Source organism: Microbacterium aureliae (genome assembly GCF_054780155.1).
The window spans coordinates 407,169-429,417 of sequence record NZ_BAAGWW010000001.1; the positions used below are offsets into that span (position 1 = coordinate 407,169).

The 22,249-nt window shown below is 72.7% G+C and carries 19 protein-coding genes and 2 tRNA genes; 4 read left to right on the forward strand and 17 right to left on the reverse strand.

Going from position 1 to position 22,249, the window contains the following annotated elements; translation table 11 throughout:
* Positions 1 to 2 precede the first annotated feature (2 nt).
* Positions 3 to 78 (reverse strand) — tRNA-Glu (locus ACYVF4_RS02010).
* A 96-nt stretch (positions 79 to 174) separates the two neighbouring features.
* Here ACYVF4_RS02010 and ACYVF4_RS02015 point away from each other — a divergent pair.
* The gene (locus ACYVF4_RS02015) at positions 175 to 813 is read left to right on the forward strand and encodes an MBL fold metallo-hydrolase (protein ID WP_460719230.1); all 639 of its coding nucleotides are present in this window, start codon (positions 175 to 177) and stop codon (positions 811 to 813) included.
* An 86-nt stretch (positions 814 to 899) separates the two neighbouring features.
* Here ACYVF4_RS02015 and ACYVF4_RS02020 read toward each other — a convergent pair whose 3' ends face one another.
* The 4 genes from ACYVF4_RS02020 to ACYVF4_RS02035 are packed head-to-tail and all read right to left on the reverse strand — an operon-like array spanning position 900 to position 5,011.
* A complete protein-coding gene (locus tag ACYVF4_RS02020; protein ID WP_460719232.1) occupies positions 900 to 1,169 on the reverse strand; it encodes an HPr family phosphocarrier protein in 270 nt (89 codons plus the stop codon).
* A 25-nt stretch (positions 1,170 to 1,194) separates the two neighbouring features.
* Entirely contained in the window at positions 1,195 to 3,255 is a 2,061-nt protein-coding gene (locus tag ACYVF4_RS02025) for a PTS fructose transporter subunit IIABC (protein WP_460719234.1), read from the reverse strand.
* 32 nt (positions 3,256 to 3,287) lie between these two features.
* On the reverse strand, positions 3,288 to 4,235 hold the full coding sequence (locus ACYVF4_RS02030) for a 1-phosphofructokinase family hexose kinase (RefSeq protein ID WP_460719236.1): 948 nt from the start codon (positions 4,233 to 4,235) through the stop codon (positions 3,288 to 3,290).
* Positions 4,232 to 5,011: a DeoR/GlpR family DNA-binding transcription regulator gene (locus tag ACYVF4_RS02035; RefSeq protein WP_460720725.1), complete on the reverse strand. Its 780-nt coding sequence runs from the start codon at positions 5,009 to 5,011 to the stop codon at positions 4,232 to 4,234. Before ACYVF4_RS02035 ends, ACYVF4_RS02030 begins: the two co-directional genes overlap by 4 nt.
* 97 nt (positions 5,012 to 5,108) lie before the next feature.
* Between ACYVF4_RS02035 and ACYVF4_RS02040 the strand changes: the two genes are divergently transcribed.
* Positions 5,109 to 6,017, forward strand: coding sequence for a phosphotransferase (locus ACYVF4_RS02040; RefSeq protein WP_460719238.1), 909 nt, complete (start codon positions 5,109 to 5,111; stop codon positions 6,015 to 6,017).
* 34 nt (positions 6,018 to 6,051) lie between these two features.
* Here ACYVF4_RS02040 and ACYVF4_RS02045 read toward each other — a convergent pair.
* From ACYVF4_RS02045 to ACYVF4_RS02075, 7 genes are all read right to left on the reverse strand, one after another.
* Positions 6,052 to 6,123: transfer RNA gene (locus tag ACYVF4_RS02045), tRNA-Gln, on the reverse strand.
* An 86-nt stretch (positions 6,124 to 6,209) separates the two neighbouring features.
* Complete coding sequence (gene gltX, locus ACYVF4_RS02050; protein WP_460719240.1) at positions 6,210 to 7,721, reverse strand: glutamate--tRNA ligase; 1,512 nt, start codon at positions 7,719 to 7,721, stop codon at positions 6,210 to 6,212.
* 10 nt (positions 7,722 to 7,731) lie between these two features.
* Complete coding sequence (locus ACYVF4_RS02055) at positions 7,732 to 9,060, reverse strand: MFS transporter (RefSeq protein ID WP_460719242.1); 1,329 nt, start codon at positions 9,058 to 9,060, stop codon at positions 7,732 to 7,734.
* A 9-nt stretch (positions 9,061 to 9,069) separates the two neighbouring features.
* Positions 9,070 to 9,837 carry a fumarylacetoacetate hydrolase family protein gene (locus ACYVF4_RS02060; RefSeq protein ID WP_460719244.1) on the reverse strand — a complete coding sequence of 256 codons (768 nt, stop codon included), beginning with the start codon at positions 9,835 to 9,837 and terminating at the stop codon, positions 9,070 to 9,072.
* A 141-nt stretch (positions 9,838 to 9,978) separates the two neighbouring features.
* Entirely contained in the window at positions 9,979 to 11,085 is a 1,107-nt protein-coding gene (locus tag ACYVF4_RS02065) for a branched-chain amino acid aminotransferase (protein ID WP_460719246.1), read from the reverse strand.
* Positions 11,086 to 11,125: 40 nt separating this feature from the next.
* A complete protein-coding gene (locus ACYVF4_RS02070; RefSeq protein ID WP_460719248.1) occupies positions 11,126 to 12,178 on the reverse strand; it encodes a 3-isopropylmalate dehydrogenase in 1,053 nt (350 codons plus the stop codon).
* Positions 12,179 to 12,215: 37 nt separating this feature from the next.
* On the reverse strand, positions 12,216 to 13,763 hold the full coding sequence (locus tag ACYVF4_RS02075; protein WP_460719250.1) for an MFS transporter: 1,548 nt from the start codon (positions 13,761 to 13,763) through the stop codon (positions 12,216 to 12,218).
* 76 nt (positions 13,764 to 13,839) lie between these two features.
* Here ACYVF4_RS02075 and ACYVF4_RS02080 point away from each other — a divergent pair, with 76 nt between their 5' ends.
* A complete protein-coding gene (locus ACYVF4_RS02080) occupies positions 13,840 to 14,385 on the forward strand; it encodes a TetR/AcrR family transcriptional regulator (protein ID WP_460719252.1) in 546 nt (181 codons plus the stop codon).
* Positions 14,386 to 14,388: 3 nt separating this feature from the next.
* Here ACYVF4_RS02080 and serA read toward each other — a convergent pair whose 3' ends face one another.
* From serA to ACYVF4_RS02100, 4 genes are all read right to left on the reverse strand, one after another.
* Complete coding sequence (gene serA / locus ACYVF4_RS02085) at positions 14,389 to 15,993, reverse strand: phosphoglycerate dehydrogenase (RefSeq protein ID WP_460719254.1); 1,605 nt, start codon at positions 15,991 to 15,993, stop codon at positions 14,389 to 14,391.
* Between the two features lie 125 nt (positions 15,994 to 16,118).
* A complete protein-coding gene (locus tag ACYVF4_RS02090; RefSeq protein ID WP_460719256.1) occupies positions 16,119 to 16,487 on the reverse strand; it encodes a bacitracin resistance protein in 369 nt (122 codons plus the stop codon).
* Positions 16,484 to 16,945, reverse strand: coding sequence for a DNA polymerase III subunit gamma/tau (locus ACYVF4_RS02095; RefSeq protein ID WP_460719258.1), 462 nt, complete (start codon positions 16,943 to 16,945; stop codon positions 16,484 to 16,486). Before ACYVF4_RS02095 ends, ACYVF4_RS02090 begins: the two co-directional genes overlap by 4 nt.
* Positions 16,946 to 17,012: 67 nt before the next feature.
* Complete coding sequence (locus ACYVF4_RS02100; RefSeq protein ID WP_460719260.1) at positions 17,013 to 17,396, reverse strand: hypothetical protein; 384 nt, start codon at positions 17,394 to 17,396, stop codon at positions 17,013 to 17,015.
* 158 nt (positions 17,397 to 17,554) lie between these two features.
* On the opposite strand from ACYVF4_RS02100, the gene ACYVF4_RS02105 reads away from it, so the two are divergent.
* The gene (locus ACYVF4_RS02105) at positions 17,555 to 21,712 is read left to right on the forward strand and encodes an nSTAND1 domain-containing NTPase (RefSeq protein WP_460719262.1); all 4,158 of its coding nucleotides are present in this window, start codon (positions 17,555 to 17,557) and stop codon (positions 21,710 to 21,712) included.
* A gap of 66 nt (positions 21,713 to 21,778) precedes the next feature.
* Here ACYVF4_RS02105 and ACYVF4_RS02110 read toward each other — a convergent pair whose 3' ends face one another.
* The gene (locus ACYVF4_RS02110) at positions 21,779 to 22,195 is read right to left on the reverse strand and encodes a hypothetical protein (protein WP_460719264.1); all 417 of its coding nucleotides are present in this window, start codon (positions 22,193 to 22,195) and stop codon (positions 21,779 to 21,781) included.
* Positions 22,196 to 22,249 lie beyond the last annotated feature (54 nt).

The window sequence follows — 22,249 nt, forward strand, 5'->3', positions numbered from 1 at the left end:
GTTGGTGACCCCAGCGGGATTCGAACCCGCGTTACCGCCGTGAGAGGGCGGCGTACTAGGCCGCTATACGATGGGGCCGCTTACGCAACCGTTCGATTATGGCATGCGATTCCACACCCGCCAAATCGAGACGGGTGCTTGCCGCGCCGCCCGCGCCGGCGGTTGACTCGGCACATGCGAGTCACCAAATTCGAGCACGCGACCCTCACGCTGCAGGAAGCCGGCAAGACCCTCGTGGTCGATCCGGGATCGTTCACCGCGCCCCTGTCGGAGCTGGAGCAGGTCGTCGCGGTGGTCATCACCCACGAGCATCCGGACCACTGGACTCCCGACCACCTCGAGCGGATCCTGAAGAAGTTCCCCGACGCCCTCGTCTACGGTCCCGCCGGCGTGGTGGCGGCCGCGGGCGACATCGACGTGCACGAGGTCGCCCCCGGTGACGAGGTGATGGTCGAGCCCTTCCGGCTGGCGTTCTTCGGCGGCAGGCACGCGGTCATCCACGAGTCGATCCCCGTGATCGACAACGTCGGCGTGCTCGTCAACGACGCCTTCTACTACCCCGGCGACTCGTGCGCCGTGCCCGACGGCGTCGAGGTCAAGCTGCTGGCCGCCCCCGTCGGCGCTCCGTGGCTGAAGATCGGCGAGGCGATGGACTTCGTGCTCGCGGTCGCGCCCCGCCAGGCGTTCGGGACGCACGACATGACGCTGTCGCGCATCGGCCGCGACATGGGGCGCGCGCGCCTGTCCTGGGCCACCGAGCAGGGCGGTGGGGAGTTCCTCGCCCTCGATCCGGGCGACAGCACCGACGTGTGAGTCATCCGGCACCCGCGCGAAACGGCGGATGCTGCGGCTCGGGCCGCGGCATCCGCCGTTCTGGTTCGTCGCTCAGGCGACGCGGGTCACTCCGCGTCGAGGTCCGTCTCGAGCAGGGCGACCAGTTCGTCCAGCGCCTGCTCGGCACCCTCGCCCTCGGCCTTCAGGGTGACGACCGTGCCCTGCGAGGCGCCGAGTCCCATGAGGGACAGGATGCTGCCGGCGTTGAGGTCGGGACCGCCGTCGACGGCGATGGTCACGGGAACCGACTTCTCTTGCACCGCCTGCACGAACAGCTTCGCGGGCCGGGCGTGCAGACCCGAGCTGCTGGCGATGGTGGCTTTGCGTTCTGCCATGTCTACTCCTCGATTCTGGCGGACGTCATGCCGCGACGGCGGCGGGGATCGGCTCGTCGGCCGGGGTGGTGACCCGGCGCCGCGCGAAGCGCTTCAGCGCGACGACGACGAGGGCCGACACGACCGTACCCGCCGCCAGCGCGATCAGGAAACCCCAGACCGGGTTGATGGCGAAGAAGACGAAGATGCCGCCGTGGGGCGCCAGCGACTGCACGCCGAAGGCCATGCTGAGGGCTCCGGTCACCGCGCCGCCGACCATCGAGGCGGGGATCACGCGCAGCGGGTCGGCTGCGGCGAAGGGGATCGCGCCCTCGCTGATGAAGGCGGCGCCCAGCAGCCACGCGGCCTTGCCGTTCTCGCGCTCCACCGGGGTGAAGGCGCCGCGGGCCAGGACCGTCGAAGCCAGCGCCATCGCCAGCGGCGGGACCATGCCCGCCGCCATCACCGCAGCCATGATCAGGTACGGCGCGGCGTTGCCGGCCGATGCGGTGGCAAGCCCCGCGGTCGCGAAGGCGTAGGCGACCTTGTTGACCGGTCCGCCCAGGTCGAAGCACATCATGAGGCCGAGGATGATGCCGACGACGACGAGCCCCGAGGTGCCGGCCATGCCGTTGAGCCAGGCGGTGAGGCCCTCCATCAGCGACGCGATCGGACGGCCGAGGAAGAGGATCATGAGGCCCGACGCGACGATCGAGGCGAGGAGCGGGATGATCACCACCGGCATGAGGCCCCGCAGCCAGCGCGGCGCGGCGAGGCTCGAGAGCCACCACGCGACGACGCCCGCGAGCAGCCCGCCGACGATGCCGCCGATGAAGCCCGCGTTCATGAGGACCGCGACGGCGCCGGCGACGAAGCCGGGGGCGATGCCCGGGCGGTCGGCGATCGCGAAGGCGATGTACCCCGCGAGCGCGGCGACGAGGAAGCCCATCGACGTCGCCCCGATCATGAAGAACACCGAGCCGAGGTAGAGGCCGACGCTGCCCAGCAGCAGGTCCTCGCCACCGGCGGGCAGGTTCCACAGCGAGTTCTGGGTGATGATCGTCCCGGCGTTCTCGGTGACGTCATAGCCGCCGAGCAGGAAGCCGAGGGCGATCAGCAGACCGCCGCCGGCGACGAACGGGATCATGTAGCTGACGCCGGTGAGCAGGATCCGCTGGATGCGGCGACCGAACGACAGCGACTCGGCGGGCGCGGCCGCCGCTGCCGCCGCGGTGCCGGCCACACGGACCGCGTTCGGGTCCTGGGCGGCGGCCACCGCGTCGGCGACGAGCTTGTCGGGCTGCTCGATGCCGCGCTTGACGCCCGCGCGGATGACGGGCTTGCCGGCGAAGCGCTGCGGCTCGCGCACGTCGACGTCGGTGGCGAAGATGACGGCGTCGGCGTTGTCGATGACATCGCGCGGGAGCGCCTGATAGCCGCTGGAGCCCTGCGGCTCGACGACGACGTCCACGCCGTGCTTCTTGCCGGCGGCGACGAGGGCGTCGGCGGCCATGAAGGTGTGCGCGATCCCCGTGGCGCAGGCGGTCACCGCGACGATGCGCGCGGGACGGCCGTCGATGGTGAGGGCCGAGCCTGCGTCGGCGGCGGCCGGTGCGACGGCGGGCGCGGGCGCGGGGGCCGCGGCGGGGGCCTGCCCCTCGCCGATGGCGGCCTGGACGATCGCGACGACATCCTCGCGCGACTGCGCGGCGCGCAGGCCCGCGGTGAAGTCGTCCTGCATGAGGCTGCGGGCGAGCTTGGACAGCACGGCCAGGTGGGCCTCGGCCGCGCCCTCGGGCGCGGCGATGAGGAAGACGAGATCCGCCGGGCCGTCCGGTGCGCCGAACGCCACGCCGGGCGAGAGGCGGGCGAAGGCGAGCGAGGGCTGGGTGACGGCGGCGCTCTTGGCGTGCGGGATGGCGATGCCACCGGGCAGCCCCGTCTCGTCCTTCTGCTCGCGCGCCCACGCGTCGGCGGCCAGCGCCGCGCCGTCGGTCGCGCGGCCGGTCGCGGCGACGCGGTCGGCGAGAGCGCGGATGACGGCGGCTTTGTCGTCCCCGAGTCTCTCGTCGAGGCTGACGAGCTCCGTGGTGATGGTGTCGGACATGGTTACCTCCGTGGTGGTGGTGGGTGTGGGAATCAGTTCAGGCTGGTGACGGGGATCTCGGCGGTGGACAGGTCCCCGGGGCCTGGGGCCTGCGTGCCGGGGAGCGAGGCGGCGGCGGCGCCGTAGCGGATGGCGCTGACCAGCGCCCCTTCGGGGCCCTCCCCCGCCGCGTCGGCGATGAGGAAGCCCGCGAGGGAGCTGTCGCCGGCCCCCACGGTGCTGACGACCCGGATGGGCGGCGGAGCCGCGGACCACGCGCCCTCGGCATCGACGTACACCGCGCCCTGGGCCCCGAGGGTGACCAGGGCGGCGGCCACCCGGCCCGGGACCAGGTGCCGGGCGATCCGCAGCACGTCGTCGGCGAGGGGCGTCGCCGGGTCGAGTTCGATGCCGGACAGCTCGCTCAGCTCGTGCTCGTTCGGCTTGATGAGGTCGGGGGCGCCACCGGCGACGACGGCGCGCAGCGCCTCGCCCGAGGTGTCCACGGCGATACGCGGCGCGCCGGCGCCGAGAGCCGCCCGCACGGCGGCGATGACGTCGACGTAGAACCCCGCCGCGGCGCCGGGCGGCAGCGAGCCGGCGAGCACGAGCCACGTCGCGCCCCGGGCGGCGGCGACGGTGGCGGCGACGACGGCGGCGAGTTCGGCGTCGTCCAGGCGGGCGCCGGGCAGATTGATCTTGGTGGTGACGCCCGCCGGGTCGGTGAGGGTGAGGTTGGCGCGGACGTGACCGCGCACCGGCACCCGCACCGCGTCCACCCCGGCCGCGCGCAGCGCCCGCTCGAACGGGTCGTCGGCGGCCAGCGGCAGGACCGCGCGCGAGGGGACACCCGCACTCGAGACCACGCGGCTGACGTTGATGCCCTTGCCCCCGGCATCCTCCCTGGTCGACGTCGCCGCCTGCACCTCGCCCGGGCGCAGCGGCGAGGGCAGGACGACCGCTCGGTCGAGCGACGGATGGGCGGTGAGCGTGACGATCATGCGACCCACACCTCGACGTCGGCGTCGCGCAGGGCGGCCGACAGCTCGGCGTCGGGCTCGGCGTCGGTCACCAGCACGTCGATGTCGCCGAGGTCGGCGAAGGTGACCAGCAGCTCCCGGCCGAACTTCTCGCCGTCGGCGACGACGACCACGCGGCGCGCGGCGCGGACGATCGCCCGCTTCACGGCGGCTTCGTCGGGGTCCGGCGTGCTCAGACCGAACGTCGCCGAGAGGCCGTTGGCGCCGACGAAGGCGATGTCGGGGCGCAGCATGCCGATGCCGCGCACGGTCTCGGCGCCCACGGCGGCGGCGGTGGCCGGGCGGACCCGGCCGCCGATCACGGTCAGCGCGGTTCCCGGCGAGCCGGCGAGCTCGGCGGCGAGGCTCAGTGCGTGGGTGACGATCTCGATGTGGCCCGAGGCGAGCCGGGGCGCGAGCTGCTGGGCGACGGCGGCCGTGGTGGTGCCGCCGTCGAAGTACACCGACCCGCGGAAGCCCTCGCCCACCGCCTGGGCGGCCTGACGGCCGATGGCCGACTTGCCGGCGCCGTGAACGCCCCGACGTTCGGCGAGCGTGGGCTCCGTCGTCGACCCGCTGCCGGCGGGGACGGCGCCGCCGTGGACGCGGCGCAGGATGCCGGCGGTCTCGAGCTGATCCAGGTCGCGGCGGACGGTCTCTGTGGTCACGTCGAAGCGCTGGGCGAGATCGATGACGCTCACGCGGCCGTCGTCGCGCAGCCGCCGCTCGATGAGCTGCTGACGCTCCGCTGCGTACATTCGCACCCCTCCTTGGATTTCCCACACAGTACAACACATTCCCACACAAAACAACACTCTCGGCAGGAGGGTGCCGCGAGGCGGCTAGGGTTCGGGAATGGCCGACACACCCGCCGCCGACATCGACGTCGACGAGGCGACGGTGCGAAGGCTCCTTCGAGGGCATCCGGATGCCGTGCGCTCGGGTCTGCCGGACCTTCCCCTGGCGCCGGGTCCCGAAGGCTGGGACTGCTCGATGTGGCGCCTCGGCGACGATCTCGCCGTGCGGCTCCCCCGCCGCGCGGCCGCCGCGCAGCTCATCCGCCACGAGCAGCAGGTGCTCCCCGCGGTGGCGGAGCGGCTGGCACCCACCGGCGTCCAGGTGCCGTCACCGCTCGTTCACGGCGCGCCGACACCTGCCTTCCCCCATCCGTGGTCGGTGGTGCCGTGGATCCGGGGCGGCAGCGGCATCGCCGTCCCGCGCGCCCACCGCGACGCGTGGGCGGTGCCGCTGGCGGCCGCCCTGACCGCGCTCCACGTGCCCGCACGCGGAGACTTCCCCGTCAATCCGTTCCGCGGAGTCCCTCTGGCCGCTCGCGACGACGTCGTCGGCGGCCGACTCGCCCGCGCCGCGGCGTCCGGGCGGCTGTCCCGGGCGCAGGCGGCCGCCCTGTCAGGCGCCTGGCGGCACGGACTCCGCGAGCCGGCGTGGCCCGGCGCCCCGGTGTGGATCCACGGCGACGTGCATCCGGCGAACCTCGTCGCCGAACAGGGAGCGCTGCGCGGCCTGGTCGACTTCGGCGACGTGACCGCCGGCGATCCCGCGTACGACGTGGCCGCCGCCTGGATCGTGTTCGGTCCGCGGGGGCGCGCCGCATTCCTCGACGCGATGGCCGCCGACGCGGCGACCCGGATAAGGGCGCGGGCGTGGGCCGCGGCCGTCGCCGTCCTGCTGGCGGAACGCAGCGACGACGACCCGGCGTTCGCCGCGCTCGCGCGCGAGATCGTCACCGAGGTGCGGGAATGAGAAAACCCCCGGATTCCCGGGGGTTTTCTCGAAGCTGGGGTACCTGGACTCGAACCAAGAACAACTGAACCAGAATCAGCCGTGTTGCCAATTACACCATACCCCAAGGCGTTCAGCCGAAGCCGTGCCGAAGATCGAGTCTAATCGACCCGGCGCGCTCAGCCAAACCGGCCGGTCCGCCGGGCGCGGCGCTCAGCGCGCGGCGACCAGCGCCCCCAGGCGGCGGATCGTCTCGGCCTTGCCGAGCAGCTCCATGGATTCGAACAGCGGCGGCGACACCCGGCGGCCGCTGAGGGCGACCCGCAGCGGCCCGTAGGCGACGCGCGGCTTCAGCCCCAGGCCGTCGATCAGCGCGCTCGAGAGCGCCTCCTGGATCGCCGCCGTGCGGAATTCCGCCTCGGGGATCAGCTCGAGGGCGGACACCGAGGCGATGAGCACCTCGGACGCGTTCTCGGGCAGCGTCGCCACGGCGTCGTCGAGATAGACGACGTCGTCGGTGAAGAGGAAGCCGAGCATCCCCGTCACGTCGCCCAGCAGCTGCACGCGCTCCTGCACGAGCGGGGCGGATGCCGCGATGAGCCCGCGCTGCTCGGCGGTCGGCTCGTCGGCCACCAGGCCCGCCGCCGCGAGGTAGGGGACGATGCGCGCGGCGAAGTCGTCGGGCGCCAGCATCCGGATGTGGTCGCCGTTGATGGACTCGGCCTTCTTCTGGTCGAAGCGGGCCGGGTTCGGGTTCACGTCCGAGATGTCGAAGGCGGCGATGAGCTCGTCGAGCGAGAACACGTCCCGGTCCGCGCCGATGGCCCAGCCGAGCAGGGCGAGGTAGTTCAGCAGGCCCTCGCGGATGAAGCCCTTCTCGCGCTGGAGGAACAGGTCCGCCTTCGGGTCGCGCTTGGACAGCTTCTTGTTGCCGACCTCGCCGAGGACGAGCGGCATGTGGGCGAAGCGCGGGATGAAGGTCGTGACGCCGGCGTCGACGAGGGCCCGGTACAGCGCCAACTGCCGGGCGGTGGAGGGCATGAGGTCCTCGCCGCGGATGACGTGGGTGATGCCCATGAGCGCGTCGTCGACGGGGTTCACGAACGGGTACAGCGGCACTCCCCCGGCGCGCACGAGGACGAAGTCGGGGAAGGACCCGGCGGGGAAGGTGACTTCGCCGCGGATGAGGTCGACGTAGGTGAGGTCCTCGTCCGGCACGCGCAGCCGCCACGCGGGCTGGCGGCCCTCGGCGCGGAACGCGGCCTTCTGCTCCTCGGTGAGGTCGCGGTCGTAGTTGTCGTAGCCGAGCTGCTTGGCGCGGCCGTTGGCCTCGTTGCGCGCGTCGATCTCTTCGGCCGTGGAGTAGCTCTCGTACACGGCGCCGGCGGCGATCAGCTTGTCCAGGACCTCGCGGTAGACGTCGTGGCGCTGAGACTGCCGGTACGGGGCGTGCGGGCCGCCCTTCTCGACACCCTCGTCCCAATCGATCTCGAGCCACCGCAGCGCCTCGAGCAGCTGCTGGTAGCTCTCCTCGCTGTCGCGCGCGGCGTCGGTGTCCTCGATGCGGAACACGAGGGTGCCGCCGTGGTGCCGGGCGTAGGCCCAGTTGAACAGCACGGTGCGGATGAGACCCACGTGCGGCAGGCCGGTCGGCGAGGGGCAGAAGCGCACGCGCACGTCGGCGCCGGTCGCGGTGGTGGTGCGGGGATCGGGTGAAGCAGGCATCCGCACAAGTCTAGATGGCGGCGGGTGGCCCCGCCGGAGCCGCCGGCACCTGCGGGCCCGCCTCGGCGGCGGGCACGCGGCCGAGGGCGACCAGCGCCGCCGTGGCGATCACCGCGACGCCGACGACGAGCGCGAGCCCGCCGTAGCCGATCCAGGCCAGGACGAACCCCGACCCGATGGCTCCCACGGCGCCGACGAGACTCATCACCAGGTCGCTGAGCCCCTGCCGGCGCGTGCGGTGGTCCTCACCGGAGGCCTCGGTGAGCAGCGCCGAGCCGGCGACGGTGGTCGCGCTCCAGCCGAGTCCCAGCAGGATCAGCGCGACCGTCACTGCCGAGGTCGCGTCCTGCCCGAAGGATGCCGTCACGAGCGACGCCGCGAGGATCACCTGGCCGATGAGGATCACCGGCAGCCGCCCCAGGCGGTCGGCGAGGATGCCGAAGACGGGCGAGAGGGCGTACATCCCGGCGATGTGCAGGCTGATCGTGAGCCCGATGACCGTCAGCGACGCGCCCTGGTGCAGCAGGTGCACGGGGGTCATCGCCATGATCGACACCATGACGCCGTGGGCGGCGGCGATGGCGAAGACGGCGTAGCGGGCAGCCCGGGGTGAATCCGGCTTCGCGATGACGGATTCCTCGGACCGCGACGCGGCGACGACCCGCTGTGCCAGCAGCAGCGGGTCCGGCCGTAGCGCGGTGAGGAAGAGCAGGATGCCCAGCACCTGGGCGAGGGCGGTGATGAGATACGGCCCCGTGAGGGGCGGCATCCCCACGAGCCCGCCGAGCGCCTCACCCGGAGCGGTGAGATTCGGGCCGAGCACGGCGCCGACGGTCGTCGCCCACACCACCACCGACAGGTCGCGGCCGCGCGTGGCGTCGGTGGCGAGGTCGGCGGCGGCGAACCGCGTCTGCAGGTTCACCGCCTGCCCCGCCCCCACGAGCCCGAAGGCCGCCAGCAGCAACGGGAACGAGGACAGCCCCGCCGCGACGACGACCAGCACGACGCCGATCAGTGCGAGCGCCATGCCGGTCGCCAGCGACAGCCGCCGGCCGCGCCTGCGGGCGAAGGCGGCGAGCGGCACCGCGAGGAGCGCCGTGCCGAAGGTCACCGCCGCCGCGGCGAGCCCCGAGAACGCCTCGTCGCCGGACACCTCGGCGGCCAGGACCGCCCCGAGCGACACCGTGGCCCCGAACGCCAGGCCGCCCAGGACCTGGCCGGCCGACAGGATGCGGACGGTCCGCCGCTGGACGGCGGCGATGTCCGCGGGGCCGAGGCCCGCGGCATCCGTCGCCGAGCGCTCGCCGTCGGGTGATGACGGATGCCGGGGCTCGGGCACGGCGGTGCCTCAGGCGTTCCGGGCGGGGTTGCGGAGCGTGCCCAGGCCCGCGATCTCGACCTCGACGGTGTCGCCGGCGACGAAGGGGCCGACGCCCGCTGGAGTCCCCGTGAGGACCACGTCGCCCGGGAGCAGCGTGAAGGCCGCCGAGGCGTAGGCGATGATGTCGGCGAGCGGGAAGATCATGTCGCTGAGGGGCGCACGCTGACGGGTCTCGCCGTTGACGCGCGTCGTGAGGACGGCGTCCCCCGTCGGGTCGAACTCGGTCTCGATCGCGGGGCCGAGCGGGCAGAACGTGTCGAAGCCCTTCGCCCGCGCCCACTGCCCGTCGCTGCGCTGCAGGTCGCGGGCGGTGACGTCGTTGCCGATGGTGTACCCGAACACGTGGTCCAGCGCACGCTCGGCGGGGACATTCTTCGTCACCCGCCCGATGACCGCCGCGAGCTCCCCCTCGAAGTCCACGCGCTCGGACTGCGGCGGCAGCACGATGGCGTCGCCGGGGCCGATCACCGAGGTGTTCGGCTTGAAGAAGAGCATGGGAGCGGCCGGGACGTCGTTGCCGAGCTCGGCGGCGTGGTCGCGGTAGTTGCGGCCGACGCACACGACCTTCGAGCGCGGGATGACGGGGGCCAGCAGCGCGACGTCGGCGAGCGGGATGCGCTCCCCCGTGGTGTCGAACCCGGCGAACAGGGGGTCGCCGGCGAGGACCACCAGGTCGGTGTCGTCGACGATCCCGTAGGTGATGGCTCCGTTGTGGCTGAAACGCGCGATCCTCACCCGTTCACCCTAACGACCTCGCGCCGCCACGACCCTCCCCGACCGCGAGACTGCATCTCTGCGGCCAGACGGTGGTCCCAGACCACGGTCTCGGCATGGAGTTGCAGTCTCGCGGATGGGGAGGGGGGTTCGGGATGCCGCTCAGGCGTCGAGGCGGAGGAGCCAGTCGTGGCGGTCCTCGCGGCGGCCGTACTGGATGTCGGTGAGCTCCTCGCGCAGCGACAGCGCCAGCTCGCCCGTCGGCTGCTCGTCCAGGAAGTCCCGGCCCTTGAGGACGCCGATCGGGGTGACGACGGCGGCGGTGCCGCACGCGAAGACCTCGACGATGTCGCCCGAGGCCACGCCCGAGCGCCATTCCTCGAGCGAGACCGCGCGGCCCTCGATGGTGTGGCCGCGGTCCTTCGCCAGCTGAAGGATCGAGTCGCGCGTGATGCCCTCGAGGATCGACGGCGACTGGGGGGTGACGATCGTGCCGTCCTTGTACACGAAGATGACGTTCATGCCGCCGAGCTCTTCGACGTTGCGGTCCTGATCCAGGAACACGACCTGGTCGCAGCCGTTCTCGTACGCCTCGGACTGCGGCAGCAGGCTGGCGGCGTAGTTGCCGCCCGTCTTGGCCGCACCCGTGCCGCCCTTGCCGGCGCGCGCGTAGTCCTCGCTCAGCCAGATCGACACCGGCTTCACGCCGCCGGTGAAGTACGCACCGGCGGGCGAGGCGATGACGTAGTAGCCGACCTTCTTAGCCGGGCGGACGCCGAGGAACGCCTCTTTGGCGAACATGAAGGGACGCAGGTACAGGCTCTGGTCGGCGCCGGAGGGCACCCACTCGCCGTCCACTGCGATCAGCTCGCGCAGCGACTGGATGAAGTAGGGCACCGGGAGCTCGGGCAGCGCCAGCCGCCGCGCGGAGCGCTGCAGGCGGCGGCCGTTCTGGTCGGGCCGGAAGGTGTGGATGGAGCCGTCGGCGTGGCGGTAGGCCTTGATGCCCTCGAAGATCTCCTGGCCGTAGTGCAGGACCGCCGCGGCGGGATCCAGCGACAGCGGACCGTAAGGCTGCACGCGGGGGCGGTGCCAGCCTCCCTTGTCGGACCAGCACACGTCGACCATGTGGTCGGTGAAGTGCGTCCCGAATCCGGGCGCGGCGAGGATCTCGGCGCGACGCTCGGCGGAGGCGGCGTTGAGGTTTCGCGACACCTGGAACTCCAGCGGAGCGAGGCCGGTGTCGGGGTCGGAGTCGATCATCGTCATGTGTTCACGTCCTGGCTGATGTGCGGCGGCGAGGTCTAGGTTACGCCTGGAGCCGATCGCGGATCGCGTCACCGATCCGCGCGGTGCTGCGGTACGCGTCGCCGCGCTCGGCGATGTCCTGCTCGACGGCGCGGGTCACGCGGGCGGACTCCTCGGTGAGGCCGAGGTGGTCCAGCAGCAGGGCCACCGAGAGGATGGCGGCGGTGGGGTCGGCCTTCTGCTGCCCCGCGATGTCCGGCGCCGAGCCGTGCACGGGCTCGAACATCGACGGGAACGCGCCGTCCGGGTTGATGTTGCCCGACGCGGCGAGGCCGATGCCCCCGGTGACGGCGCCGGCGAGGTCGGTCAGGATGTCGCCGAAGAGGTTGTCGGTGACGATGACGTCGAAGCGCCCCGGGTCGGTCACGAGGTAGATGGTCGCGGCGTCGACGTGGATGTAGTCGACGGCGACGTCCGGGTGCTCGCGGGCCACCTCGTCGACGATGCGCTTCCACATTCCGCCGGCGTGGACGAGGACGTTCGTCTTGTGCACCAGGGTGAGCGAACGGCGCCGGCGCTCGGCGAGGGCGAAGGCGTAGCGCACCACGCGCTCGATGCCGTAGGCGGTGTTCACGGACGTCTCGTTGGCGACCTCGTGGGGCGTGCCGGTGCGGATGGACCCGCCGTTGCCGACGTACGGGCCCTCGGTCCCCTCTCGCACCACCACGAAGTCGATGTCGCCGGGATCGGCGAGCGGCCCCGCGGCGCCCGCATAGAGCTTCGAGGGCCGCAGGTTGACGTAGTGGTCGAGCGAGAACCGCAACTTCAGCAGCAGCCCCCGCTCGATGTTGGCGTCCTTGAGGCGCGGGTCGCCGGGCACGCCCCCGACGGCGCCCAGCAGGATCGCGTCGTGCGCGGCGATGGCCGACAGGTCGGCGTCGGTGAGGGTGTCGCCGGTCTCGAGGAACCGGGCGGCGCCGAGCGAGAAGCGCGTCGTGTCGAAGCGGACGTCGCTGCCGGCGGTGGCGGCGGCCAGGACCTTCTCGGCCTCGGCGATGACCTCGGGACCGATGCCGTCACCCGGGATGACGGCGAGCTTGACGACGCGCGACATCGCTCTCCTCGTGCTCGTGGGGGCGCGCCCGCGCGGCTCAGTGGTCGCGTGCGGGCGCGGTGCGGGACCCTCCCAGAGTAGTGGCCGCCACGACGCCCGCGAGGACGACCAGACCGGCGCCGAGCGCCGCGGTCACCCCGACCCCCTGGTCGAACGCCGTCGCGGCCGCGTCGCGGAGCGCCGCGCCGGTGACGGCATCCAGCCGCCCCGCCTCGTGCACGGCTCCCGCGAGCGTCTCGCGCGCCGCGGCGGCAGCGTCGCCCGGGATCCCGTCGGGGAGCTCGAGGCGCACCCGGTAGAGCGCGGTCAGGATGCCGCCGAGCACGGCGGTCCCGAGCACCGCCCCGAGTTCGTACGCCGTCTCGGACACGGCGCTTGCCGCCCCCGCCTTCGCCGGCGGCGCGCTCGAGAGCACGAGCTCGTTCGAGACGGTCTCGGCGATGCCGATCCCGACGCCCAGCGCGAGGAAGGCGACGACGAGCACCCACGTGGGCGAACCCGCCGCGGTCGCGGCGACCGTGGCGTACGCCGACGCGGACACCGCGAGGCCGGCCGGAACGAGGATCCGCGGCGGCAGGCGCCTGCTCAGCGGCACCACCGCGAGCCCCGCCAGGATCATCGCCACCAGGCCCGGGACGAGGGCCAGGCCCGCCTGCAGGGGCGACAGCCCCGCCACCAGCTGCAGGTGCTGCGCGACGAAGAAGAGGAAGCCGACGAGGGCGATGACGCTCAGCAGGTTCACCAGAAGGGCGCCGGTGAAGGTCCCGCGGGCGAACAGCGACATGTCCAGCATGGGCGTCGCGGCCCGACGCTGCCGGCGGACGAACAGAACGCCGAAGACCGCACCGGCGGCACCGAGCAGCAGCGGTATGACGCCGAATCCGTGGACGGCGGCCTCTTTGATCGCGAAGACGACGGGGACCATCGCGGCCATCGACAGCGCGATCCCCACGACGTCGACCGGTCCCGGAGCGGGATCCCGGCTCTCGGGCACGAGGATCGGCGCGAGCAGCAGGAGCGGGACGAGGACCGGCACGGACAGCAGGAAGACGCTCCCCCACGAGAAGTGCTCCAGCAGGATGCCGCCGACCACGGGGCCGAGGGCTGCTCCGGCCGAGAATCCCGCCGCCCAGATGGCCACGGCCAGGCGTCGCTGGTCCCGGTCGGTGAAGATGCTCCGCAGGAGCGAGAGCGTGGACGGCATGAGCATCGCCCCGAAGACCCCCATGCCGGCGCGGGCGGCCACGAGCCAGACCGCGGCGGGCGCGAAGGCGGCGGCCACCGACACCGCGGCGAATCCGGTCGCGCCGATGAGCAGCATCCGCCGTCTGCCGAAGCGGTCCCCGAGGGAGCCCATCGTCACCAGCAGACCCGCCAGCACGAGCGGGTACGCGTCGATGATCCACAGCTGCTCCGCGCTGGAAGGGGCGAGATCCAGGGCGATCGAGGGCAGCGCGAAGCTGAGCACGGTGTTGTCGACCGAGACCAGCAGCACGGGGAGCATCAGCACCGCCAGAGCCGCCCATCCGCGCCGGCCGACGCGACGCGGCATCGCCGTCGGCATCGCGATCGTCTGCTGCGCCATAGCGCGCCCCTTTCTTAACCGTCCAGCCGGTATAGTATCAGAGGCGCACCGATAGCTCCTCGCTACGATCGACGGCATGAGCAGACCTCCCCTGGCCCGCGAGAGAGTCCTCGACGCGTTCGAGGCGATCCTCATCGACGACGGCGAGCGGGCGGCGACCATGGATGCCATCGCGCGCGCGGCGGGGGTTTCCAAGGGCGGGCTGCTGTACCACTTCGGCGCGAAGGACGCCCTCGAGACCGCGCTCATCGAGCGCCTGGGCGCGCTGGTCGACGCCGACCTCGCCGCCATCGCCGCCGCCGACGAGGGGCCCGTGGCCTACTTCCTGCGGTCCAGCGCGATGGCCGGGGACGCGCTCGATCGCGCGCTGGTCGCGGTCTCGCGCCTCGCGCAGGGCGGGCGCGCCCCGGCGGTCGCCGCCCTCCGGGACATGCGGGAGCGCTGGAGCGCGGCGATCCGCCCGCACGTGTCGTCGGATGCCGCGCACGACCTGGTGATGCTCGTCAGCGACGGGCTCTACTACAACAGCACCCTCGACGCCGAGGGCGTGCCGGGGGTGGTCCCTACCGGCCGCGACATGGACGCCCTCATCGGGATGGTCCGGCGCGCGGCCGGCGGGTGAGTCTCAGGACTCGGTGATCTCGATCTGGCGGAAGAGATCCGCCTGGATGACCGAGCTGACCTGCTCGAGCAGCTCGTCGGGGACCGGCGAGTCCACCGTCAGCACCGACAGCGCCTGACCGCCGGCGTTGCGCCGCGCGATCTGCATCCCGGCGATGTTGATGCCCGCCTCGCCGAACTTCTGCCCGTAGACCGCGACGATGCCGGGGCGGTCGGTGTAGAGCATGACGATGTGGTGCTGCTCGATCGGCAGCTCGATGGCGTAGTCGTTGATGCCGACGAGCTTCTCGACCTGCTTGGTGCCCGTCAGCGTGCCCGACACCGACAGCTGCGAGCCGTCCGACAGCGCGCCGCGCAGGGTGATGAGGTTGCGGTACTCGTCGCTGACGTCGTCGACGATGAGGCGCACGTCCACTCCCCGCTGCTCGGCGAGCAGGGGCGCGTTGACGTACGAGACGGTCTCGCTGACGATGTTGGTGAAGACGCCCTTGAGTGCCGCGAGCTTCAGCACCGACACGTCGTAGCTGTTGAGCTCGCCGTGCACCTCGACGTCCAGGCTCGTCAGCGGCGAACGCGCCAGGGCGGCGAAGATCTGCCCCAGCTTCTCGACCAGCGGGATGCCGGGACGCACGTAGGGGTCGATGACGCCGCCGGCGACGTTGACCGCATCGGGGACGAGGTCGCCGCCGAGCGCGAGGCGGACCGAGTTGGCCACCGAGACGCCCGCCTTCTCCTGCGCCTCTTCGGTCGACGCGCCGAGGTGCGGGGTGACGACGACGTTGGGCAGGTCCAGCAGCGCACGCGCCGTGCCGCCCTCGGCGGGGGGCTCGCTGGTGAAGACGTCGAGGCCTGCCCCGGCGATCTCGCCAGAGACCAGGGCGTCGCGCAGCGCCTCTTCGTCGATGAGCCCGCCGCGGGCGACGTTGACGACGAAGGCCGACGGCTTCATGAGGCGGAACTGCTCGGCGCCGATCATGCCGGTGGTCTCGGGGGTCTTCGGCATGTGGATGGTCACGAAGTCGCTCTGCTCGAGCAGTTCGTCCAGCGTCACCAGCTGGACCCCCAGCTGCTGCGCACGGGCGCTGGTGACGTACGGGTCGTAGGCGACCACGCGCATATCGAAGGCCTGCAGCCGCGCGGCGATGAGCGCGCCGATGCGGCCGAGCCCGATGATGCCGACGGTCTTCTCGAACAGCTCGGTGCCGGTGTAGGCGCTGCGCTTCCACTGCCCGGCCGCGAGCGACGCGTGGGCGGCGGGGATGCGCCGCGCGAGGCTCAGGATGTGGCCGACGGTCAGCTCGGCGGCCGAGATGATGTTGGAGGTCGGGGCGTTGACGACCATGACGCCGGCGGTCGTGGCCGTCTTGATGTCGACGTTGTCCAGGCCCACGCCCGCGCGCGCGACCACCTTCAGCACCGGGGCCGCGGCGATGGCCTCGGCGTCGATCTTCGTCGCGGAGCGGATGAGCACCGCGTGGGCGTCGGCCAGGGCCGCCAGCAGCGCGGGGCGGTCGGTGCCGTCGACGTTGCGGACGTCGAAGTCGGGCCCCAGCGCGTCGATCGTGGCGGGAGAGAGCTCTTCGGCGATGAGGACGACAGGCTTCGTCACGGTGATTCCTTCGAGACGTGCGCGATCGCGCGGTGCAGAGGGATGCAGCGCCGCGCAGCGAGGGGGCGCGCGTGCATCAGCCTAGCGCGGGTCCCGGTGGGCGCCCGACCGTGTGACGCCGGGGGTCAGCCGATCAGCGCGGTGGTGTTGAGGGTCGCGTACGAGACCACGTCGAGCCAGAACACCGCCACGACGGCGAGCCCCGTCAGCATCAGCACCGCCAGGTGCGGCGCCGGCCGCCGGTATCCCAGCGCGAACGCGGCGGCCCACACGAGCATCGGGAAGACGGCGGCGAAGATCCACAGGAACCAGCCGAGCGCGTTGAGCGTCAGTCCCAGGTCCCCCGCCACACGGAGGGTCTCGGTGAGGTTGCCGACCGCGTTCCACACGGCGTAGGCGTAGAAGAGGCCGAAGGCGCCCGCGATCGCCGCGACCGCCCACGTGGCCGTGCGCCGGGCACGGGGGGTCGCGGCATCCGTCGTCGGCCCGGTCATCGCCCCACCGTCCCGATCATCACGAAGGGCCACGGCACGAGCATGACCGCGCCGGCGACGAGCCATGCGATCCGCACCCACGCCCGCGAGTCGCGGGTGAGCAGCAGCGTCGCGCCGAACCAGATCGGCGCCGCGAGCACGGCGAGCCAGAAGCTGCCCTGGAACATCACGTCCGCGACGAGGTACTGCGCCGCCCCCTGCAGGCGCAGCCCGCCGACGATCCAGCCGATGGCCCACAGCGCGTAGATGCCGCCGAGCACCCCCAGGGTGATGAGCAGCGCGCTGCCTATCGGCTCGCTGTCGCGCTCCGCGGGGGCGTCGTGGACAGAGGCCTCCGGCGCCGAGGGGATCCGCTCCGTCGGCGGACGCTCTCTTCGCGGGGGCGCCTCGCCGACCTCCAGCGTCGGATCCTCGTCGCCCGACCAGCTGAGCGCGTCGTCGTCCGGAGTGCTCCTCACGATCCCACCCTAGCGAGGAGAGCGAACGGGATGCCGGACCACGCCGTCCGGCATCCCGCCGGTCCCCTCACCGCGACGTCACGCAGCGCACACGCTCCGTCCCGTTCGGGGCGGCCACCACGGCGTGCTGCAGGCACCCCGCCGTCCACCCCACGACGGCGGCGGCCTCGCGCAGGAGGATCCGCTCCGCGCGATCGGCCGGCATGGCGGCGAAGCGCTGCGCGCGCTCGGCCTGCAGCCGCTCGATCTGGCGGTCGATGCGGTCGGCGGGACGGTCGGCGTCGACACCCGCAGGCACGGGCTGGACCTGCGCACCACGGGCGGCCGGCGCCGTGTCCGCGGCGGGGACGGCACCTGTCTGGCAGCCGACGATCACGAACGACAGCGCCGCAGCGCCGACCGTGGCGGCGATGACGCGGCGGGTGATGGTGTTGCGGTTCTCGGTGTCCATGACACCCTCCTTGGTCTGCGGCCCGTACCCCGGTGGCCCGGGCTGCATATCCACCGTCGCGCCGGCCGATACCCGCGGATCGCCGGACGATATCCGCGCGATATCCGCCGGTGACGGGACGTCTTGACGACGCGCGGGACCGCGCCCACACTTCCCTCATGACGGTCAGGGTTCTGGGGCCGATGGACGTCGACGCCGCGCTGGGTCCGCGGGAGCGGACGATGCTCGCCGCGCTCATCGTCCGCCGAGGTCAGGCTGTCGCCCCCGGGGAACTGGCCGAGGCGTGGTGGGGCGAGCAGGCCCCGCCGACGTGGGCGCAGCAGGTGCGCAATTCGATCGCGCGGATCCGGGCCCGGCTGGGCCGTGATGCGGTGGAGACGATCGGCACGCAGTACCGGCTCGGTCTGGATGCCGAGCAGATCGACGCCGTGCGCTTCGAGGCGCTCGTCGTCCGCGCGCGGGCCCACGCGGTGCAGGGCGACGACGACCGCGCGATCGATGCCTATCGGCGGGGGCTGGCGCTGTGGCGAGGCGCGGCGTATCCCGAGCTTGCCGAGTGGGAGCCCGGCGCAGTCGAGGCGGGCCGACTGCAGGAGGTGCGGCTGGCCGCCGAGGAGGAATTGCTGGACGCACGCCTGCGGGTGGGCGAGCACCGGACCGTGCTGCCCGAGGCGGAGCGCCTCGTCCGCGAAGACGCGCTTCGCGAAGACCGATGGGCCATCCTCGCCCTCGCCGCATACCGGTCGGATCGTCAGGCCGAAGCGCTCGGGGCGCTCCGCGCCGCACGCCGTCGGCTGGATGAGGAGCTCGGCATCGAACCCGGCGCGCGGCTGACCGCTCTCGAGAAGGCGATCCTGCGGCAGGACCCGGGACTCATGGCCCCGGAGCCGTCCGCGGCAGCGAGCATCGAATGCCCCTACCCGGGGCTGCGCCCCTTCGGACCCGAGGACGCGGAGCTCTTCTTCGGCCGCGACGACGACATCGACGCGGTGCTCGATCGCGTGCGGCCGGGCGAGATCGTCGTCGTCGCCGGCCCCTCCGGCACAGGCAAGTCCTCGCTCGTCCTCGCGGGAGTCGCTCCGCGCCTGATTGCGGCCGGCCGCGGGGTGGAGGTCGTACTGCCCGGCAGGGACGCTCCCTCGGACGTGCGGTCCGCCGCCGCCCGCGCTCGTGTGGTGATCGTCGACCAGGCCGAGGAGCTCCTCGCCCCGGGCGCGGTCGACGGCGAGGAGCTGGGACGGGCGTGCGCCGACGTCCTCGCCGACGGGACCGCGCTCGTGTTCACGGTGCGCTCCGATGGCCTGGACGCGCTTCGTGCGCTGCCGCGCATCGGCGACGCGGTGGGATGGGGGGTCCTCCTGCTCGGCCCGTTGTCGGCCGGGGGTTTTCGCGAGGCGATCGAGACTCCCGCCCGACTCTCGGGTCTGCGCGTCGAGGCCGGGCTGATCGAGCTGGCGCTGCGGGATCTCGGGGATCGGCGCGGCACGCTCCCCCACCTCTCCCACGTGATGCGCGAGACCTGGCGACGTCGCGAAGGCGGAGTGCTCACCGTGGACGGGTACGAGGCGTCGGGCGGAATCGCAGGCGCCATCGCGCAGTCCGCCGAGTCGGTCTATCGCTCACTCGACGCTGCGGAGCAGCAGCTGTGCCGCGCGCTCATGCTGCGTCTGGTCGCCCGCGGAGCGGACGGCGTCTCCACCCGCCGCCGTGTGGCGTCCGCTCCGCTGCTGGCAGACGCGGGGCGGCGGGCCCTGGTGGAACGCCTGGCACGCGCCCGGCTGCTGACGGTCGACGAATCGTCCGTGGTGGTCGCCCACGAGGCCGTCGCGACGGCCTGGCCTCGGCTGGACGGCTGGCTGGCGGAGGACGCCGATCACGGCCGGGTGGCGCGCGCGGTCGAGTCGGCCGCCGAGGCGTGGGATGCGGACGGACGGTCGGATGCCGATCTCTGGCGGGGCGCGCGACTGCACACGGCGCTCGCATGGCGCGCCCACGGCGCGCCGGATCTGACGGAGGTCGAAGCGGACTTCCTCGAGTCCTCGCGCGCCCTCGAGTCCGCGGATGCGGACGCACTTGCCGAGCGGGCCCGCCGCGACAGGAGGCAGAACCGCAGGCTCAGGTGGGCGCTGGGGGGCGCGGCGGGGCTTCTGGTCGTCTCTCTCGCCGCAGGCGTGGTCGCGGTCGGACGCTCCGTCGAGGCACGAGCCGCGGCCGAAGACGCGCGCGTGGAGGCTCTGGTGGCGACATCGCTGTCGCTGCGCGCCAGCGACCGGGCGGTCGCGGCCCTGCTGGCGGCCGAGGCCCATCGGCGCTGGCCGGATGACGGCCGGGTCCGCAGCGCCCTCTGGGGCATCGCAACGGGCTCGGACGGCCTGGTCCGCACGTGGGTGGGCGGGGACGACGATCTGGCCATGGCCCCGATCCCCGGAACGCGGGCCGCCGTCGTGGTGCGCGGCGACCCCCCTCGCGTCACCGTCGTGGACATGGACACCGGCGCCGTCGTCCGCGAGCTCGAGGCGGGTCTGCGTGCCGGCGAGACGCGGTGGGGACGCACGCTCGCCGTCAGCGAGGACGGCCGTACCGTCGTCGTGCAGACCCCCGCGTGGGCCGATCCCGGCGTTCCCGAATCGTGCTGTGTGAACGTGGTGGAGTTCGTCGACCTCGACAGCGGCGAGCGCCTCGCGGGATCGGACGCCTACGATGTGCGCACGACGGGAACAACCCTCATCAGCCCCGACGGCACGCACGCCTACGTCGGTCATCCGATCACCGGCGATCTGATGCGCTTCAGTGCTGCCGAGGTCGACGCGCGCGCTTCCTCACCGGCAGCGTTCGAGGATTACACCGGCGAGCCCGGTCGCTACGACGCCATCTCGTGGCTCGGCACGGGAGACATCGCCGTCGGTCGCGGGGACTCCCTGGCCGTCTACGACCCCGAGTCGCTCGAGATCCGGACGACACTCCACCTCGGCCAGGACCTCGCAGAGCATGCAATGTCGGCGTTGGGAGATCGCGAGCTGGTCGTGTCGGGAAGCGACGGCATCGCGCGCGTCGATGCCGTCACCGGGGACATCCTGTGGCGGGTTCCCTCCCCCGGGGGCGTGCCCTGCTTCTCGATCGCCGTGGAGAGGGAAGCCGGTGTGCTTCATTGCGCCCAGCTCGGGGTGATCCGGCATGTGTCCCTCGAGACCGGAGCAGTGGGCGGGTCGATGATGCGCCTCCAATCGGACACGGCCGGCGCCATGACGATTCTCGACGACAGCTCGGAGCTGTTCATCACCACCGGCTCGGCAGCGTCGCTGTGGCGGACGGATGGATCGGGTGCGGGGGCCCGGATGGTGGCGGCGGGCCGGGTTCCCGGCGACGACTTCGGACTCGATGACACCCACTTGGTCACCATGCGCGCGACGGACGACGGCGAGGAGTGGATGCTGTGGGATCTCGCGACTGACCGGTCCACCGGAGACTCCGCCGAGTATCTGGCCTGGCTCGACGATCGCCGGCTCGTGCGCTTCGATGACGGCAGTCCCCTCGCCATCGCCGACGCCCGCACCGGCGCGGGAACCGACGTGGACCGTCGACTCGCGGCACGGATCGCCGAGGACGACGGCTGGGCGATCGCCGCGCCGCCCGGTCCCGACGCGTTCGCCGTCCTGGAAGACGGTCTGGCACCCTTCGACCCCGCGACGGGCCAGCCGACGGGCAGGACGCTGCGTCCGCCGTGGGAATCGGGTTTCGGACTCAACAGCGTCACGCAGTCCGCGGACGGGACGCGAGCGGCCGTCACCTGGTTCAACATCGACGACCAGCGCACCCAGACGACGATCTTCGATCCGGCGACGGGCGTCATCGTCGCCGACGGATTCTTCCACTCGGAGGGGGCCCGCTACCTGCCCGACGGGGACCTGCTCGTCGTGAGCGACGACGCCCTCACCCGGCATGACCCGGACACGCTGGAGCCGGTCGGATCGCTGCCGAAGCCGTTCGGCGGCGGGACGACGATACAGGTCGCCGCAGACGGCCGGACCGTGATGGTGACCGGGTGGGACAACCGCGTGTCGCTTTACGACCTTGCCGCGGGCGTGATGCTCGGTGATCCCCTCGACACGACCTCGCCGATCATGGGCGGGGGCGCCCAGCTGTCGCATGACGGGCGACTGCTCGCCGCCGCCACCGACCGCGGCGTCGTCCTGTGGGATCTTGATCCGGCAGCCCAGGCCGAGGCCGCGTGCGCTGTTGCCGGTCGTGAGCTGACGGAAGTCGAATGGCAGACCTACTTCGGAGGGGAGCCGCAGCGACCCACCTGCGGTGCGTAACCGGCATCCCGCGCAGACGAGACCGCCGCCGGATCCCGGCGGCGGTCGTCGTTCCTGCCCTGCGCGTCAGCGCGCGATCAGCGGGTCGGGCACGACCAGCGGACCCGGCGCCTCGGCGTCGTCGCCGTCTGCCGCGCGGTCCATGCGGTCGGCGACCACGGGGGGCTTCGGCGTCGTCGCCTGCTGTCCCGCGGCGGCGCGGTCCATGCGGTCGGCCGTCATCGGCGTGACGGGCGAGTTCGCACGGGCTGCTGCCCGCTCCCGGGCGGCGTAGAGCTCGGCGAGCCCCTCCAGCCGCTCCTGCGCCGCGCGGTTTGCCCGCTCGACGTCGACGGCAGCGGGGACGCTGCCCTGGTCCACCGGCGGGACCGTGCCCGCCTGCGGCGTCTGGCAGCCGGACAGCCCCAGTGTCAGTCCGGCGGCGAGAGTGATGGCGGCGACCGAGACCATGCGACCCCGGGTTCCGCGTGCGATGGTGCTCATCGACGTGCTCCTTTTCATCGAGCCGAACCCCACATCCGGCTTCATCGACAAAGA